The organism is Streptomyces sp. NPDC052114 (assembly GCF_040680155.1).
Classification (GTDB): Bacteria; Actinomycetota; Actinomycetes; order Streptomycetales; family Streptomycetaceae; genus Streptomyces.
Genome location: NZ_JBFAWC010000032.1, coordinates 18,560 through 36,171 on the forward strand (window position 1 = coordinate 18,560; position 17,612 = coordinate 36,171).

Annotated in this window: 13 protein-coding genes; 8 read left to right on the forward strand and 5 right to left on the reverse strand. The window is 73.9% G+C overall.

Annotation, left to right across the window (positions count from 1 at the left end; translation table 11 throughout):
* Positions 1–20 precede the first annotated feature (20 nt).
* Complete coding sequence (locus AB0L89_RS39570) at positions 21–1,718, reverse strand: ABC-F family ATP-binding cassette domain-containing protein (RefSeq protein WP_365152551.1); 1,698 nt, start codon at positions 1,716–1,718, stop codon at positions 21–23.
* A 249-nt stretch (positions 1,719–1,967) separates the two neighbouring features.
* Positions 1,968–2,552: a helix-turn-helix domain-containing protein gene (locus AB0L89_RS39575; RefSeq protein ID WP_365152553.1), complete on the reverse strand. Its 585-nt coding sequence runs from the start codon at positions 2,550–2,552 to the stop codon at positions 1,968–1,970.
* Between the two features lie 210 nt (positions 2,553–2,762).
* Here AB0L89_RS39575 and AB0L89_RS39580 point away from each other — a divergent pair, with 210 nt between their 5' ends.
* A complete protein-coding gene (locus AB0L89_RS39580; RefSeq protein WP_365152555.1) occupies positions 2,763–5,234 on the forward strand; it encodes an MMPL family transporter in 2,472 nt (823 codons plus the stop codon).
* A gap of 64 nt (positions 5,235–5,298) precedes the next feature.
* On the opposite strand, the gene AB0L89_RS39585 is transcribed toward AB0L89_RS39580, so the two are convergent.
* From AB0L89_RS39585 to AB0L89_RS39595, 3 genes are read right to left on the reverse strand one after another with little or no spacing between them, the layout of a single operon-like run.
* On the reverse strand, positions 5,299–6,000 hold the full coding sequence (locus tag AB0L89_RS39585; RefSeq protein ID WP_365152557.1) for an RES family NAD+ phosphorylase: 702 nt from the start codon (positions 5,998–6,000) through the stop codon (positions 5,299–5,301).
* Complete coding sequence (locus AB0L89_RS39590) at positions 5,997–6,668, reverse strand: hypothetical protein (protein ID WP_365152559.1); 672 nt, start codon at positions 6,666–6,668, stop codon at positions 5,997–5,999. The genes AB0L89_RS39585 and AB0L89_RS39590 overlap by 4 nt, the downstream gene beginning before the upstream one ends.
* Positions 6,665–10,045, reverse strand: a complete 3,381-nt coding sequence (locus tag AB0L89_RS39595) for a CHAT domain-containing protein (protein WP_365152561.1) — start codon at positions 10,043–10,045, stop codon at positions 6,665–6,667. The genes AB0L89_RS39590 and AB0L89_RS39595 overlap by 4 nt, the downstream gene beginning before the upstream one ends.
* A 310-nt stretch (positions 10,046–10,355) precedes the next feature.
* Here AB0L89_RS39595 and AB0L89_RS39600 point away from each other — a divergent pair, with 310 nt between their 5' ends.
* From AB0L89_RS39600 to AB0L89_RS39630, 7 genes are all read left to right on the forward strand, one after another.
* Entirely contained in the window at positions 10,356–10,952 is a 597-nt protein-coding gene (locus tag AB0L89_RS39600) for a TIGR03086 family metal-binding protein (protein WP_365152563.1), read from the forward strand.
* Between the two features lie 145 nt (positions 10,953–11,097).
* Positions 11,098–12,303, forward strand: coding sequence for an FAD-dependent oxidoreductase (locus AB0L89_RS39605; protein WP_365152565.1), 1,206 nt, complete (start codon positions 11,098–11,100; stop codon positions 12,301–12,303).
* A gap of 112 nt (positions 12,304–12,415) precedes the next feature.
* Complete coding sequence (locus tag AB0L89_RS39610) at positions 12,416–12,709, forward strand: (2Fe-2S)-binding protein (protein WP_365152567.1); 294 nt, start codon at positions 12,416–12,418, stop codon at positions 12,707–12,709.
* Complete coding sequence (locus AB0L89_RS39615; protein ID WP_365152569.1) at positions 12,690–14,186, forward strand: NAD(P)/FAD-dependent oxidoreductase; 1,497 nt, start codon at positions 12,690–12,692, stop codon at positions 14,184–14,186. The genes AB0L89_RS39610 and AB0L89_RS39615 overlap by 20 nt, the downstream gene beginning before the upstream one ends.
* 47 nt (positions 14,187–14,233) lie before the next feature.
* Positions 14,234–15,145, forward strand: a complete 912-nt coding sequence (locus AB0L89_RS39620) for a dihydrodipicolinate synthase family protein (RefSeq protein WP_365152571.1) — start codon at positions 14,234–14,236, stop codon at positions 15,143–15,145.
* A gap of 17 nt (positions 15,146–15,162) precedes the next feature.
* On the forward strand, positions 15,163–16,167 hold the full coding sequence (locus tag AB0L89_RS39625) for a proline racemase family protein (protein ID WP_365152573.1): 1,005 nt from the start codon (positions 15,163–15,165) through the stop codon (positions 16,165–16,167).
* A complete protein-coding gene (locus AB0L89_RS39630; protein WP_365152575.1) occupies positions 16,164–17,561 on the forward strand; it encodes an aldehyde dehydrogenase family protein in 1,398 nt (465 codons plus the stop codon). Before AB0L89_RS39625 ends, AB0L89_RS39630 begins: the two co-directional genes overlap by 4 nt.
* Positions 17,562–17,612 lie beyond the last annotated feature (51 nt).

Sequence of the window (17,612 nt, forward strand, 5' to 3'; positions counted from 1 at the left end):
CGCGGCGCGTCCGGGGAGCCTCAGGACATCCGCGCACCTCCGTCCGTCCGTTCCGCCGCCGTCGCGTCGCCCACGTCCAGACGCGGCCAGTCCGCGAGGTCCCGCAGCAGTTGCCGGTCGTGCGTCGCGACGACGACCGCGGCGCTGGTGGCGCGGATCGCCTCGGTCAGCTCGTCGACCAGCGTCGACGACAGGTGGTTGGTCGGCTCGTCGAGGAGGACGAGCCCGGGCCGTCCGGCCAGCGCGAGCGCCAGGTCGAGGCGCCGCAGCTGCCCCTGCGACATCCGCCCGACGGGGGTGCGCAGCGCCTCGGAGTCCAGCAGTCCGAACGCGCCGAGCGGCACGGCGTCGGCGTCCCGGAGCACTCCGCGGGCCACCAGCCGCCCCACGTGGCGGGCGTGCGCCTCGCGGGCGGTGAGCGACGGGTCCTGCTCGGCGGTCTCCTGCGTGAGCCGGACGACCCGTGTGCCGTTCGCCCGCCGGACGTGCCCGCGCGTGGGCTCGAGGGCTCCCGCGAGAACCGCGAGGAGCGTGGACTTCCCGGCGCCGTTCGGGCCGGTGACCAGCAGCCGGTCGCCGCCGTCGAGGGTGAGGTCGACCGGTCCCGCGAGGCGTCCCTCGACGGCGACGCCGTGGCCCCGCAGCTGCGGGGCGCCCGGCCGGACACCCGGGTCGGGCCACCGCAGCACGGGCGGCGGCTGCGGTACGTCGATGCGGTGCGCCTCCAGGGCTTCGCGCTGTCGGTGCAGGGCCTGGACGACACCGGGTGCGCGGGACTGGCGCTGGTGCTTGCCGGTGCCCTTCTCGGGGCGCCAGCCGGTGGAGAGGCGGTCGCGGGCCCTGGACACCGCGTCCTGCAGGCGCCGGTATTCGGCCTGCTGCTCCTCGTGGTCCTGTTCCCAGCGTTCCCGTTCACGGCGCCGGGCGTCCTGCCAGGCGTCGTAACCACCGGCGTACAGGCGTGGCTTGGCGTCGCGGGTCGGGTCGAGATCGAGGAACCGGTCCGCGACGTCGCGCAGCAGCGCCCGGTCGTGGCTGACGACCGCGAGGCCGCCCGCGTGTTCGCGCAGTCTGCGGGTCAGGAAGGCCAGGCCGCCCGCGTCGAGGTGGTTGGTCGGCTCGTCGAGCAGCAGGACGTCGTGGTGCGCGCCGAGCAGGCACGCGAGCCGGACGCGGTAGCGCTGTCCGACCGACAGCGTCGACAGCGGCCGGTCGCGGTCGGTGCAGGCGCCGAGCGACGCGAGGGCCACGTCGACGCGGCGTTCGGCGTCCCAGGCGTCGAGCCGGGTGGCGGCGTCGAGCGCGGCGGCGTAGCGGTCGTCGGCGGCGGGGTCGCCCTCGGCCAGGCCGAGCGTCGCCTCGTCCAGCGCGGCCAGGGCGGTGAGCGACGCGGCCAGCGCCTCGGAGGTGAGGGCGCCGACGGTCTCGCCGTCGCGCACGGACAGCTCCTGGCGGGCCAGGCCGATCGTGCCGACGCGGTGGACGACGCCCTCGTCGGGCGTGAGCAGGCCGGCGAGTACGTGCAGGAGGGTCGTCTTGCCGCGGCCGTTCTCTCCGACGACGGCGATCCGCGACCGGGGGGACACGGTGAGGGAGACGCCGTCCAGGACGCGCCGGGACCCTCGGGTGACGGTGACGTCCTCGGCACGGAGGTGTGCGCTGCCGCCCGCTTCGGTGGGCAGGGGCGTGGCCGGGTGGGTGGAGGTGGTGGGGTTCAACGGGTGCTCCGCAGCTCGCAGGGAGCCGGGCAGCGGTCAGTGGCCGCCCGGCGGGAAGCGGGACGGCGAGCGCTGAATCAACAGGGAGAAGGCGCCGCCGTCAGCGGGCGGAGCGGACCTTCTGCGACCAGATACCTCGTGCCATGACGCCAAGGGTAATCACACGGTGTCGGACGTGCCAATGAATATCCGTCCGGGTGATCGCCCTCGACGCGCACTCGACCGGGGTCGATGCGCGCTCGACCGGGATCAAGGACGGTCGTGTGACAGCAGCCGCTGTACGGCTCCTGTCGCGAAGTCGGACACGGTCGCCAGTTCGTCGCCTTGGTCGATTCTGCGGATACAGGCGTCGACGACGGCCTGCAGCACGGCGACGGTCAGCTCCGGCTGGGGGTCTCCCAGTTCGCGGACGATCCGGCCGAGGGCCTCGTGCAACGAGGTGTGCAGATCTCTGACGCGTTCCCGCGCCGACGGGGAGAGCGAGCCGCGGGAGAGCGAGGCCCGCCAGCCGTGAGTGCCGCGCGCGGCTTGTTCGAGGTTGGCCCTGACATAGGCGGCCGCTTTCCCCTGGGGGGAGGTTTCCCTCTCGATGGCACGGTCCACGGCCTCGATCCACGCGGGGAACTCACGGGTGACGACGAGTTCGAGCAGATCCTCGATGGAGTCGAAGTAGCGGTAGATGCTGTTACGGGCGATGCCGGCCCGTGCTGCGACAGCGCCGGCGGTGAGGCTCTCCACGCCGCCCTCGTTCAGGACCGCCTCGGCCGCGTCGATCAGTTGAGCGAGTCGCTGGGCTCGGTGCTCGCGGACACTGTCGGCTTCGATTCTGGGCATTCTCTCCGCTCCGCCTCGGGCGCTGCGCCGTTTCCCTCCAATCTATCCCCGCGCCCGGAGCACCCAGGAACCCCGTGCTAGCTTGACGCCATCTTAGCGACACCCCTGTCTCTAAGATCTGTCCCTGCCCCTTCTGCCGAAGGCTCCCTGGTGCAACCGATGTACTCCCGCATGCTCCGATGTCTTCTGGGATCGAGAAAACGCGCTGCCGTGGTGGTGGCTTTCTGGGTGTTGATCGCGGGCCTCCTCGCCGGAGCCGCCCCGACCCTGGAATCCGTCGAGGACAATGCCTCCGCCAACCTCCCGCCCGCCGCCGCCGATTCGATGAAGGCCCGCGAACTCATCCGTACGCAGCTTCCGGGCCAGGACGGGACACCGGCCGTGATCGTGGTGCGCGGTCAGGGGGCCGACGCCGCGGCGAGCGCCGCGAAGGCGGCCGCCCGCATCACCTCGGCCCTGTCCGGTACCCCCCGGCCCGACCAGGTCGCGGACGTGGTCTCCACGGTCACCGCTCCCGACGCCGCGGCAGAGCTGGTCTCGCCGGACCGCCGCGCCCAGCTGATCGTCGTACGCATGACGGGAAGCCCCTCGGACGAGTCCTTCCAGAGAGCCGTCGACGACGTACGGTCCCTGGCGTCCGACCGTGCGGGCTCCGCCGACGTCGCCGTGACAGGCCCCGCCGGCATCGCCACCGACACCGTGAAGGTCTTCAGCGGTGGCGACAAGCTCATGCTCCTGGCCACCGTTCTGCTCGTCCTCGTCATCCTCCTGGCCATCTACCGCTCGCCCCTGATGGCCCTGGTGCCCCTCCTCGCCGTCGGGGTGGCGATGCGTGTGTCGGAGACGATCGGCGCGCTCCTCGCGGACGCCGGAATGATCACGGTCAGTTCCCAGACCGCTTCGATCATGACCGTGCTGCTGTTCGGAGTGGGCACGGACTACGCGCTGATCATCACCGCCCGCTACCGTGAGGTCCTCCTCCAGGAGCCGGACCGTCCGCGCGCGATGCGCACCGCGGTGCGCCGGACCGCCGAATCCGTCCTCGCCGGCGCCTCGACCATCGTGCTCGCCATGTTCGCCCTGCTGGTGGCCGCCTCCCCCGCGCTGCGCGGCTTCGGCCCCTACCTGGCACTCGGCGTCGCGGTCATGGCGCTGGTCGCGTTCACCTTCATCCCCGCCCTGATCGTCCTGCTGGGCAAGGGCGTCTTCTGGCCGGGAGGCGTGGCCAAGGCCGCCGAACGCAGTCGCGGTGCGGGCGTCTGGCACCGCGTCGCCGCGCTCGTCACCCGGGCCCCGGCCCGGGTCGCCTCGGCGGTGGTGGTCCTGCTGGTCGCGATGAGCGCCGGACTGCTGGGCTATCAGGAAACCTTCAACACCCTCAGCGGCTTCCGGACCACCACCGAGTCGGAGCGCGGACAGCACATCATCCAGCAGGAATTCGGCCCCGGCGAGATCGCACCCGGCACCGTCGTCGTCCGCTCCCGGGACGACCTGCGCGCCGGCTCCGGCCCCGCCGACATCGCGGCCGCACTGGCCGACACGGACGGCGTCAGCCGCATCGGAGAACCCCGCTTCGGCGAGGACGGCAGGACGCTCTTCTACGACGTCGTCCTCGGCTTCGACCCGTACAGCTCGGAGGCACTCGACGCGATCGGTCCCCTCAAGGAGGCCACGCGGCACGCGGCCGACGCCGCCGACGTGAAGGACGCCACGGTGCTCGTGGGCGGGGAGACGGCGCAGAACGCCGACATCCGCTCCGCCCTCGACCGGGACACGAGGCTCATCGTGCTCCTGGTCCTGGCGATCGTGACAGCGGTCCTCGCCCTCCTGCTGCGCTCACTCCTCGCGCCGCTCTACCTGGCCGCGACCCTCATCCTGTCGTTCCTGGCCACCCTGGGCGCCACCACCTTCTTCACCCTGACCGTCCTCGGCGACGAAGGCATCGGCAACCGCGTCACCGCCTACATCTTCGTCTTCCTCGTCGCGCTCGGCGTCGACTACAACATCTTCATCATGAGCCGGTTCAAGCAGGAACTGCGCGCCCTGCCCCCGGCCGAGGCCATCAGCGCCGCCCTCACACGCACCGGTGGCGTCGTCTCCTCCGCGGGTCTCATTCTCGCGGCGACCTTCGCGGTCCTGATGACCCAGCCGATCCGCGAACTCTTCCAGTTCGGCTTCGCCATGGCGTTCGGCATCCTGCTGGACACCTTTGTCATCCGTCCCCTCCTGGTCCCCGCCCTCGTCCGCCTCCTCGGCGACCACGCCTTGTGGCCCACGCGCACGAGGGCCCTTTCCGCCAACGCCGCGCGACCTCCTGCCGGACCAAGGACGGGCCCCGCCGTCCGGACGGGGCGCCTGCTGCGCGCCTTCACCTGGGTCGCGGTCGTCGAAGCCTGCACCTGGGCCGGACTGCTGATCGGGATGTACGTCAAGTACGTCCCCAGGACCACCGAACTCGGCGTAAGGATCTTCGGTGCGCTCCACGGCGCCGCCTTCATCGCCTACGTACTCCTGACCGTCCTGGTGGCGGTCCGGCTCAAGTGGCGGCTGGGCCGGACGACGCTCTACGCCTTGCTGGCCTCCGTACTGCCCTTCATGACCATGGCCTTCGACGTATGGGCCCGCCGCACCGGCCGGCTCCCGAGCACGGCCGCGCGCCCGCTCCCTACTCCCTCCCCATAGCCGGGCGACCGCGGAACACTCCCCGCCGCACACCCGCGCCGGGGAGCCCTGACGGGCGGACTCGTCACGAAGGAGGCGTCTTCGCCGCGGTCAAGGACTGTTCGAAGCCCGGCGGCGGCACGATCGCCGCCCGCAGGGGCGCGAGCAGGCGGTTGGCCTCCGCGACGCCCGCGGGCGAACCCAGGTCCGCCACGCGACCGCCCGGCTCTTCCGCGAGCATGTCGTCGCCGCAGCGGTCACCGAAGAGGACCAGTGCCAGGCAGGGCCGGTTGCGCCGCGACTGCCAGACGAGTCCGGCGGTGTCGGGGGCCTGCGCGCGGATCTCGCTCGCCCACCGCCGGGTCTTCGCGTACCGGTCCCCCTCCGCCTCCAGGAGCCAGGAGTCCTGGCAGACGGCGGCCAGGTCGGCCTCGGTGATCAGCGAGACCAGGGGGAGCTCGCGCCGGATCGTCAGCAGGCTCAGCGACTTGCCGTGCACGGCCGCGTAGGGGATCAGACGCATGCGGGTCGCGACGTCGAACTCCAGGGAGCGCAGGAGCGTTTCGGCGAGCGCCGTGGTCGGGCCCTCGGCGACGTACAGGTAGGAGTACGGGTCGTAGGACGTGCCGTCGAAGCGGTTGCCGCCGAAGTGCGGGTCCACGGACACCGGGTTGAACTGCTCGGCCGGCCGCTTGGCGCGGTGCATCCGCCACAGCCGCGTACCGGCAGGGAGCGTGCGGCGGCGAGGGGACATCGCGTATGCGGACGGCGCCACGGTGCCGGTCATCCGTCGCCCTCCACCAGCGCGCGGGCGGCGCCGCACAGCTCCTCGTCCGGGAGCTCGCCGACGAAGGAGGCCGGTGGTCCGCCGAGCCAGGTGTTGCCGCCGAGCCACCACGCGGCGGCGCCCCAGGGGTCGATGTCGGCGAGGAGGGTGCGGTTGACCCTGAGGACGACGGCGTACGGCCTGCCGTCGCGGACGAACTGGAAGTCCGGGTAGCGCGGCCCCCGTTCGGGATCGGGCAGCCGGATCAGCTCGGACGGCACGGCACCGTCGCAGCGGGCGCGCGCCTCGCCCTCGGAGAGGGAGGGCGCCGTGAGCAGGGCGCGCCGCGACGTCTCGACGATCTCCGTCGTGGTGACGGAGGTGTCGGGCGGACCGGCGAGCCGTGCGAGGAGTTTGCGCGCCTCCCCCACCGCGGCCGGACCGACCGGCGGCCCCGCGAGGCGCTCGGAGTCCACCGCGAGCCGTACCGGATGGTCGAACGGCAGCGGGAGGAGGGCGAGTCGGACACCCTGGAGGGCCCTGCGGACCGCCCTGTTGTCGTCCGGGGCCGTCTCGGCGAGCGCCCGCACGCGGGCGAGCAGCAGCGCGTGCGGCTGCTCCCCGAGGTGCGCGCGGATGGTGTCGCGGTGCTCGGCGACCAGATCGAGGAGGTGCCGCTGGGCGCTCACGCCGTCCGCCTTTCCGGGCCCGGGTGCCCTTGGTGGATGAACGCCGCCCAGACCGGCAGGCGTTCCAGGCCAGGCCGGTCCATCTCGCGCAGCAGCGCCCCGCGCAGCGAACCCGGGTTCTTGCGGTCCGGGTCGAGCATCCACATCTGCGCCGCCCGCAGCGCGTCGGCGGGGCTGTGCCCCTCGACGTGGAGGTAGTGGTGGAACACGGCCATCATCAGCGCGGACGCGGCGTCCTGGGTGGTCCACCGCGAGCCCACCACATCCCGGGCGCCGCCCGAAACGAAGGCCGTCGTCAGGGTCAGCGCCTCGTCGTGGTCGCGGGTGCTCAGGTCCGTCTCGCAGGCACTGAGGACCACCAACGGCCCGTCCGTGGCGTCCTGTTCTCCGGTGGTCGCGTCGAGCAGCCGGGTCACGGTCAGCATCCCGGCGTCGGGGTCGCTCCTCCCCGGGCCGTCCCCGGCCGGTGGGTCCTCGGCACCGTCGGGGAAGGCGAGGTGCAGGGCCGAGACGGTGGGCCGGACGCCGGCCGAACCGTGCGAGGCCACGTGCAGCAGTGCGGGTGACTCCCGCAGGAACGCGAGGAGGTCGTCGGGGGTGCCGGTGGCGGCCGGTTCCGCGGGCGGTTCGTAGAACTCGCCGTACAGCCGGGCCTGCGGGTAGAACGCCTCGTACAGCGCGGTGGCCTCCTGTTCGGCGCGCGTCAGCTCCTGGCGCGGGTCCGCGACCAGCGCGGCCGGGGCAGTTGCGGGATCGCGGCGCGCGCGGCGCACGGTGCGCAGGAACTGGCCGCCTGACGCGGCGTAGGTGACGGCCACGATCTGGCAGGCGTAGTCGGCGGGCGCGGCGGCGGGCAGGCGCGCCGCGTGCCAGGGGACGACGCCGAGGCGGCCGCACGGCACGAGCACGATGCGGGGCGGACCCGGACGGCCCCTGCGGCGCCGGTCGTTGGCGGCGAGCCGTTCGGCGACGCCGGTCAGGACGGGCACCAGGACCGCGGGGTACGCCCAGTCGCACAGGGCGGACAGGGCCTCCTCCCATGCCTGGTGGGCGACCGGGTCGCGCGGGCTCTCGGAGCGCGCGGCGGCCGCGGTGAGGTAGCGCTCCAGCGGGCCGCTCCCGCTCTTTGAGAGGAGCGGCAGCGCGCGCACGCCGGACCCGGTGTCCGGGCCCACGACGACCGCCATGCCGGGTGTCTCGCCCTCGCCCGCGAGCAGGTAGACCAGCGCGTCCGCGTCGCCTACTCGGACGCCGTCCCGCAGCTCGCCCACCGTGGGTGTGGTGAACAGGCCTTGGCTCCGGTAGCCGAGCGCTTCGAGGGCGCGGCGGCGCAGGGTGCTGGGGAGTTCGGCGGGGAGCTCCGCGCGGGAATCGCCCGCGCGGCCGTCGCGGGAGGCCGCGCGCCAGGCCTCGGCGAGGTCGTGGTGGCCGCGCGCCCGGAGCAGTTCCGGGACGGCGCGCGACGCGGACGCCGCCCGCAACACCAGGGCGCGCCCCAGCTCCAGCGCGGCCACCGCCTCCTCGACCCGCCCCTGCGAAGCCGCCCAGATCGCGGCCTGCACGCCGCGCTCGGCGCCGGAACGAGCCGCCAACAGTCCGTGTTCCGCGCCGAGTTGAAGAGCGACGTCGGCAGCGAGTGAGTGCAGGGCCTCCATGGCTGCGTCCGTCGCCGCGGTGAGGTCCGCGGGGTCCTCGGTACGGGCCCAGCGGGTGCGGTACCCCTCCGCCAACTTCCACAGGGCGTCCGCGGCGAAGTGCGGCATATCGCCTTTCCGTACGCCGTCGCGGACCCGCTCCAGCGCCGCGAGGGCCGCGTCCAGGTCGGCCGGGTCCTGTGTGAGGCCGTGCCGGGTGACCAGAGCGAGCGCGAAGGTCCAGTGGTCACCCGTCGGTGCGCCGGGCGGCGGGGGCCGGTCCTGGATGAGGGACGGGTCCCGGGTGAGGGCGGCGCGGATCGCGCCCTGACTGGTCGCGAGCGAGGTGAGCCACTCCTTGGCGATGGCGGCCCCCGTCCCGCCCGCCGCTGCCGCCTGCTCCTGGTGGGCGACGCCACGCAGCAGCATGTCGGTGTCGCCGGTGAGACTGCCGAGCGTGGTGCAGGCCTGCCCGGCGCCCAGCAGGACCTGGAGGCGGAAGTCGTGGTCCTGCGGGGTGGCGTCGACGAGGGCTTCCAGTGTGACGACCAGCTCGCGCGCGAGTTCCGCGTCACCCGTCTCGTCCGCCTGGCGCACCTGGTCGATGAGGGTGAAAAGCTCGGTCAGCATGCTGAACTCGGCGGTCGCGGCGTCCGGCGACCCGGTGAGCCCGGCGAACTTCTCGACCATCTCCCGTGTGTACGCGCGGGCCACGGACTGGTCCTGAAGGTTGCCGCCGACGCCTTGCCCCAGATGCAGCAGGGATCCGATGAGGGCCTCGGTGAGCGAGGCCATCTCGTGTCCGGGCGGCAGTTCCCCGTGCGCGGCGCGCAGCCGCGCGATGGCCTCGTTGAGGACTTCGGGGGCGCCGCTCCGGGCGGCCTCCATCGCGGAGAAGACCGTGGGGACGATGGCGTTGAGCGCGGTGGTGACGGCGGCGGATTCGGAGTCGGTCGCGGTGTCGGCGTCCGCGGCCTCGGCTCCGGGGGCGGGGACGGCCGGGGCGGACGTGGGAGCGGGTGCGGGCGTCGGCGTCGGCGGCGACGCGGACCCCGGTCCCGGTCCCCCCACCATGTCCATCATCAGCCGTAGTTCGTCCGCGTACGGAAACCCGTCCGGAAGGCTGCCGACGAGGTCGCCCATGCCACTGAGGTCACCGGTCCCCGAGAACGCGGACATCACCGCGCCCACCTGCTGGATCTGCCGCAGCGCCTCCGGCGGCAGCGGCAGCTCGGCGACCTCCGCCGTCAGCTCCCGCATCTCGGCCGCGGCGCCGACCGCTCCCCCGGCCCCCTGCCGCGTGTGCCAGTCGAACAGGGCCGAGAACGACGGCGCCTTGTCGACGCCGCCTCCCATCTCCCGTACGGGCATGATCAGCAGCAGGAGGAAGAGCGCCGCCCACCTCCGGTCCTGCGCCTGCGTGCCCGCCCCGACCGTCGAACCCGGATCCCGCGCGTCCTTCAGCAGGTGCCGCGCGCGCTCCCGGTCCGCCGCGGCGCCCTCCCCCGCGAGGTACCGCATGGTCAGCACGGAGCCGAGTCGCACGGTCACGGCGCCGCGCAACACCGGATCGTGGTCCAGCAGGTCGACGAGCGCGGTCAGTTCGGCCACGGATTCGTCGTACTCCGTGGCGGTCGGCGTCGCTCCTCCCGTGAACGGGAACAGCCGCACCGCCCGCTCCGTGGCGGCGGCCACCCAGGCCCGCAGCCCCAGGACACCGCCGCCTTCCTCACCCTCGCCCACTCGTCCCCCTCGGGCTGTCCCGCATCCTCAAGGCCTCAACTACCGTTGCCACACCTCATCATGACGCCCTCTCAGAAAATGTGGAGGCGGAAGAGCGGCCCGACCCCGTCTTCGCCCGGAATCCGCCCCGGACACGCCCCGGCCCGGCCCCGCCCCGCCCCGCCCGGAAGAGGAGATCTCCCGCCGCAGTGGAGTCCCGTCCCGTCACCTGACGGCCTCCACAAAACCTGACGGTAGTTGTCAGGTTATGGCGCGATGCTCCCTCTGCACCCGCATCCAGCGGAACGCCCACGGACAGGAGCAAGCCCTGATGAACACCGCCATCGACCCCCGCCCCCTGCTGCGCCGCACGGCCGATCAGTTCACCGCGCTCGTCGCCACCGTCGAGCCCGGCCGCCTCGGCGACCCCACGCCCTGTGGCGAGTTCGACGTACGCGCCCTCATCGGCCACGTGCTGACCGGCACGCACGCCTACGCGGAGCTCGCCGAGGGCGCGTCCGCCGACCCGAAACTGGAGGACTTCACGGAGGTCCCGGGCGACGACTGGGCGGCTGCGGCCGCGGCGGCCGCGGAGCGCCTCGTCGCGGCCGGGCAGGACCTGGACGACGAGGCCCTGGAGCGCACGGTCGACCCCGGCTTCGCGGCCATGCCGCTGCACGGCGCGCTGAGCGCGGTCATCATGGAGATCGCCGCCCACACCTGGGACCTGCGCCGGGCCCTCGACGCCAAGCCCGACCTCGCCCCGGAACCCGCCGAGTTCTCCCTCGCCTTCGCGCGCCGGGCCCTGCCGCCCGAGCGTCGCGGCGGCCCGGCGCCCTTCGCGCCGGTGCGCCCGGCCCCCGAAGGGTCGGACGCGTACGACGAGTTGGCGGCCTGGCTGGGCCGGGAGGTCCGCCCCACGGCGTGATGAACCTTTCACACAGTCCGGAGCGACCGGAGCGGCCGAAGAGCCGGGAGTTCCCATCTGGGGGAAGGCAACTCCCGCAGCTTTGAGGGAAGGCAACTCCCACCGCCCCCTTGGCAGTCCGAGTGCCATGTGAAATATTACTGACGTGCCCACGAGAACCCCCTCGCTCGTCAACCGCACGCCGGGCAGCCGCACCCCGGACGTGATCGTCATCGGAGCCGGCGTAGTAGGCGCGGCCTGCGCCTACTACGCCGCTCGCGCGGGCCTGTCCGTCACCGTCGTGGACCGCGGCCCCGTGGCGGGCGGCACCACCGGCGCGGGCGAGGGCAATCTCCTGGTCTCCGACAAGGAACCGGGCGCCGAGCTGCACCTCGCGCTCCATTCGAACGCGCTGTGGTGCGAACTCGCCGAAGAGCTGCCGTCGGCCGTCGAGTTCGAGACCAAGGGCGGTGTCGTCGTCGCCTCCGACGAGACCCGCCTGGCCGCCCTGCGCACGTTCGCCGCCGCACAGGCCGACGCCGGGGTGGACGCCCGCGAGGTCCCCTCGGACCGGCTGCGCGACCTGGAGCCGCACCTGGCCGACGGCATGGCAGGCGGCTTCCACTATCCCCAGGACGCCCAGGTCCAACCCGCCCTCGCTGCCGCCCACTTGCTGCGCGCGTCGGGCGCCGGGCTCCACTGCGGCGAAGAGATCACCGCCGTGCGCACGGCCGCGGACGGATCGGTGCGCGGCGTGACCACCGCGTCCGGCACCCGCCTCGACGCACCGCAGGTGGTGAACGCGGCGGGGACCTGGGGCGGTGACGTGGCCCGTCTGGCGGGGGTCCACCTGCCGGTCCTCCCCCGGCGCGGCTACGTCCTGGTCACCGAGCCCCTGCCGCGCGTCGTCCGCCACAAGGTCTACGCGGCGGACTACGTCGCCGACGTCGCCAGCGGTTCCGCGGCACTCCAGACCTCCGGAGTGGTCGAGGGCACCCCGGCCGGGCCGGTGCTGATCGGCGCGAGCCGCGAGCGCGTCGGGTTCGACCGCACCCTTTCCGTGGAGGTCCTGCGGCGCCTCGCCGCCCAGGCGACCGCCCTCTTCCCGGTGCTCGCCGGGGTGCGGGCGATGCGTACGTACGCGGGTTTCCGCCCGTATCTCCCCGATCACCTGCCCGCCATCGGCCCCGACCCCCGCGTCCCGGGCCTGCTGCACGCCTGCGGGCACGAGGGCGCCGGCATCGGTCTCGCGCCCGCGACGGGGGCGCTGATCGCCGCCGCGCTCACGGGCAAGAAGCCCCCGGTGGACGCACACCCCTTCCGTCCCGAACGCTTCCCCGTCTCCCCCTGTCCCGACTCCCCTGGAGCCTGAGCCTGATGACACCTCTGACGCGTGAGCCCGAGGGCGGGTGGAACAGGTGAGGTCGCGCCGCACGACCGACGCCACGGCATCCCCCAGGGTTCGCCGACGCACACCCCGTGACGTGGTCGACGCCTCCCCAGGGCCCGCCTTCGAGATCACCTTCGACGGCCGGACCGTCCCCGCCCTGCCCGGCCAGTCCATCGCCGCCGCCCTGTGGGCCGCCGGCATCCTCGCCTGGCGCACCACCCGGCGACAGGGCCGCCCTCGCGGCGCGTTCTGCGGCATCGGGCAGTGCCACGACTGCCTGGCGACGGTGAACGGCACGCCCAACCGCCGCGCCTGCCTTCTGCCCGCCCGGCCCGGCGACGCGGTCACCACCCAGGAGGGCTCCGGCCATGCCGACCTCGCCGTCTGAACCCGTGGCAGCCGCGCGCGCCTTCGACCTCGTCGTCGTCGGCGCGGGCCCCGCGGGCCTGGCCGGGGCCGTGGCCTGCGGCGAACTGGGGCTGCGCGTCGCCCTGGTGGACTCGGCCGAGCTGACCGGCGGGCAGTTCTACCGCACCCCCGCGCCCGGCCTCGGCGCCCGCAGGCCCCAGGCCCTGCACCACGCCTGGGCCGCGTACACCCGGCTCCTCGGCCGGCTGGCCCGCTGCCCGAACGTCACCCACCTGTCCCGGCACCACGTGTGGAGCGTGGTCGGCTCGGGCGACAGCGCAGGGTGGACCGTCCATGCCCTCACCGGACCGGACGGCACGGACCGCACTCCGGTACGGCTGACGGCCCGTGGTCTGCTGATCGCCGCGGGCGCCGTGGAGCGCCAACTGCCCTTCCCTGGATGGACGTTGCCCGGCGTGATCAGTGCCGGTGGCGCCCAGGCCATGCTCAAGTCGGGGCTCGTCCTGCCGGGGCGGCGGATCGTCGTCGCGGGCAGCGGCCCGCTCCTGCTGGCCGCCGCGACCTCGCTGACCACGGCGGGAGCCGACGTCCCCGCGGTCGTCGAGGCCACCGGATACCTCGGCTACGCCCGCCACGTCGGCGCCCTGGCCGCCAACCCGGGCAAGGCCGCGGAGGCCGTCACCCACGGCTCGGCGCTGCTGCGCCACCGGGTACCGCTGCTCACCCGCAGCGCGGTCACCGAGGCCCACGGCACGGACCGCGTCGAGGCCGTCACCGTCTCCCGTGTCGACGCGCACTGGCGGCCGATTCCGGGCACCGCGCGCCGCGTCGCCTGCGACGCCGTGGCCGTCGGGCACGGTCTGGTGCCGCAGCTCGACCTGGCCACCGGCCTCGGGTGCGAGGTGCGACGTTCCGTCGACGGCGCGTACGCGCTCGCCACCGACCGGAATCTGCGGACCTCGGTGCCCACGGTGTGGGCGGCCGGCGAGAGCCGTGGCGTGGGCGGCGCGGCACTCGCCCTGGCCGAGGGCGAGCTGGCGGGCCTGATGGCCGCGGCCCGGCTCGGGGCCGGAGCCGTTCCGCCCGCCCGCACGGCCCGGCTGCGCCGCCGCGTCACCCGCATGCGGTCCTTCGCCGACGCGATGGCCGCCGTGCACGCCCCGGGTCCCGGCTGGACCGACTGGCTCACCGGCGACACCGAGGTGTGCCGGTGCGAGGAGGTCACCGCGGACCACGTCCGCGAGGCCGTCGCGGAGCTCGGCGCGCGCGACAACCGCACGGTCAAGCTGCTCACCCGCGCCGGGATGGGCTGGTGCCAGGGCCGGATCTGCTCGACGGCCGTCTCGTGCCTGGCCTCCGCGCCGGGAGCGCCCGGCGCCGCGCCCGCCCCCGACCGCCGCCCCCTCGCCGCGCCGGTCCCCCTGTCGGCCCTGGCCGCTCTCCCCGCGGAGACCGAACCACCGCCCCGGCCCGGCACATCCGCCGACCCGAACTGACCCCCGCACGTCCACACCCGCCCACCACCGCACCCGTTGGAGCACTCATGAACAGCACCGCCTCCTGGAGCACCGCCCGCCCGTGGCGCGGCATCATGGTCGCCACCGCGCTGCCCCTGCGCGACGACCTCTCCGTCGACCACGACGCCTACGCCGAGCACGTGCGCTTCCTGATCGACGGCGGCTGCGACGGCGTCGTCCCCAACGGCTCGCTCGGCGAGTACCAGACGCTCACGCCCGAGGAACGCGTCCAAGTGATGCGGACCGCGGTCGAGGCGGCGGGCGACGGCGCCCGTGTCATGCCGGGCGTCGCCGCGTACGGCAGCGCCGAGTCCGCGCGGTGGACCGAGCTGGCCGCCGAGGCGGGCTGCGGCAGCGTGCTGCTCCTGCCGCCCAACGCGTACCGGGCCGACCACGCGGCGGTGCGCGCCCACTACGCCGAGGTCGCCTCGGTGGGGCTGCCGGTGGTCGCGTACAACAACCCGATCGACACCAAGGTCGACCTGGTGCCCCCGCTCCTGGCCGAGCTGCACGCCGCCGGGCACATCGTGGCCGTCAAGGAGTTCAGCGGCGACGTCCGCCGCGCCTACGAACTCGCCGAGCTGGCACCCGAGTTGGACCTGCTGGTCGGCGCCGACGACGTGCTGCTCGAACTCGCGGTCGCGGGAGCGGTCGGCTGGGTGGCCGGCTATCCGAACGCCTTCCCCGTCTCGTGCGCCGAGCTGTACCGCGCGGCGACCTCCGGCGACCTGGAGCGGGCCCTGCCGCTGTACAAGTCGCTGCACTCGCTGCTGCGCTGGGACTCCAGGATCGAGTTCGTGCAGGCCATCAAGGTGTCCATGGACCTCGCCGGGCGCCACGGCGGACCGACCCGGCCGCCGCGGCTGCCCCTGACCGGGGCGGCGGAACAGGCCGTGCGGTCCGCGTCCGAGAAGGCCGTCGCCGACGGCCACCGCTGAGGGGACGGAATCACACGATGCGTACGCGCCACGTCTTCCACGCCGTCGACTCCCACACCGAGGGCATGCCGACGCGGGTCGTCACCGGCGGCGTCGGGGTGATACCCGGGGCCACGATGGCCGAGCGCAGGCTGCACTTCATGGAGCACTCGGACCCCCTCCGCACGCTGCTCATGCACGAACCGCGCGGCCACTCCGCGATGAGCGGCGCCATCCTCCAGCCCCCCACCCGCCCCGACGCCGACTACGGCGTCCTGTACATCGAGGTCTCCGGCCTGCTCCCGATGTGCGGGCACGGCACGATCGGGGTGGCCACCGTCCTCGTCGAGACGGGAATGGTCGCCGTGACGGAACCCGTCACGCGGGTCACCCTGGACACCCCGGCGGGCCTGGTCGCCGTCGACGTCCAGGTCACCGACGGCGTCGCCGAGTCCGCGTCCTTCACCAACGTGCCCGCGTTCTGCGTGGGCCTGGACCGCAAGGTGGCGGTGCCGGACCTCGGGACGGTGACGTACGACCTCGCGTTCGGCGGGAACTTCTACGCGTTCGTCGAACTCGACGCTCTGGGGCTGCCGTTCGACCTCGGCCACAAGGACGAGCTGCTGGCGGCGGGCCTCGCGGTCATGGACGCCGTCAACGCCTCTCCGGACCGTCCCGTGCACCCGGAGAGGCCCGAGATCGCCGGCCTCAAGCACGTCCATCTGACGGCGCCGGGCTCCGACGCCCACCACTCGCGGCACGCCATGGCCATCCACCCCGGCTGGTTCGACCGCTCGCCGTGCGGCACCGGCACCTCCGCGCGCATGGCGCAGCTGCACGCCCGCGGCGAACTGCCGCTGGGCCGCGACTTCGTCAACGAGTCCTTCATCGGGACGCGGTTCACCGGCCGGCTGATCGAGGAGACGACGGTGGGCGGGGCCCCGGCGGTCGTGCCCCGCGTCACCGGGCGCGCCTGGATCACGGGCACCGCGCAGTACTTCCTCGACCCCGACGACCCCTTCCCCGGAGGCTTCGTCCTGTGAACACCGCCCACTCCAGGGTCGTCTCGCGCAATCCGGCGGACCCCTCCGACGTCGTCCTGGACACCGCCCCGACCGGCGCGTTCGCCACCGTCGCCGCGGTCGAGGAGGCCCGCGTCGCCCAGGCGGCCTGGTCGGAGGGCGGCGCCGCCGCGCGGGCCGCCGCTCTCGGCGCGGTCGCGGACGGCATCGAGGCCGCCGCCGAGGAGCTGACCGCGCTGGCCGTACGCGAGGTCGGCAAGCCGGTCACCGAGGCACGCGCCGAGGTGGCGCGGACAGTCGCCATCTGGCGGTACTACGCCCAGGCGCCCTACGACGAGATCGGCTCCGTCCACGAGACGGCCGCGGGGGCGGGGCTGCTCGTCACCCGGCGCAGACCGCATGGCGTCGCCGGTCTGATCACGCCCTGGAACTTCCCTTACGCGATTCCGAGCTGGAAGGCGGCCCCGGCCCTCGCGGCGGGCAACACGGTCGTCCTCAAGCCCGCGCCAGAGGCGACAGCGTGCGCCCTGCGCCTCGCCGAGATACTCCAACGGGCTCTGCCCGACCGGGTGTTCACCGTCGTGCCCGGCGGGGCGGGCGAGGGCGAGGCGGTGGTGTCGACCGCGGACGCCGTGTCGTTCACCGGGTCGACGCACGTGGGCCGTGCGGTCGCCCGCGACGCCATGGCGCGCGGTGTTCCCGTCCAGGCCGAGATGGGCGGGCTGAACGCGGCCGTCGTACTGCCCGACGCGGACATGGCCCAGGCGGCCGCGCACATCGCGGGGGCGCTCGGCGGTTACGCGGGGCAGAAGTGCACGGCCACCAGCAGGGTGATCGCGGTCGGCGCCGCGTACGACCCCCTGCGGGAGGCTCTCGCGGAGGCCGTGCGCGCCCTGCCCGTGGGCGAGCCGTCCGACCCCTCGACGGCGTGCGGTCCGCTCATCGGCGAACAGGCCCGCGAGCGGGTGCGCCGGGCACGGGCCGACCTGCCCGAGGTGGCCGAGGCCCCCGCCCCCGACGGTGGTCGCGGCTGGTACGCGGCACCAACCCTCGTGGAGAAGGTGCCCCGTGAACACCCGCTCCTGCGCGAGGAGGTCTTCGGGCCGCTGGCCGCGCTGGTCCCCGCCGACGACCTGGAGCACGCGGTGCGGATCACCAACTCCGTTCCGTACGGCCTCGTCACGTCCGTGCACACCGCCTCGCTCGACCGTGCCCTGCACGGCCTGGACCGGTTGGACACCGGCATGATCCGTGTCAACGCCCCGACGACCGGCGTCGACTTCCATCTGCCCTTCGGAGGCGCCAAGAACTCGAGCATCGGACCGCGCGAACAGGGCCGCGCCGCCTTGGAGTTCTACACCGCGGGCCGTACCTATACCTTGTGTCCTGCACGCCCACCTGCAAAGACAACGTGACATTGTACGCTGGTGATCCGCTCGGCCACGACGGCGCGGGGCGCAGGCACG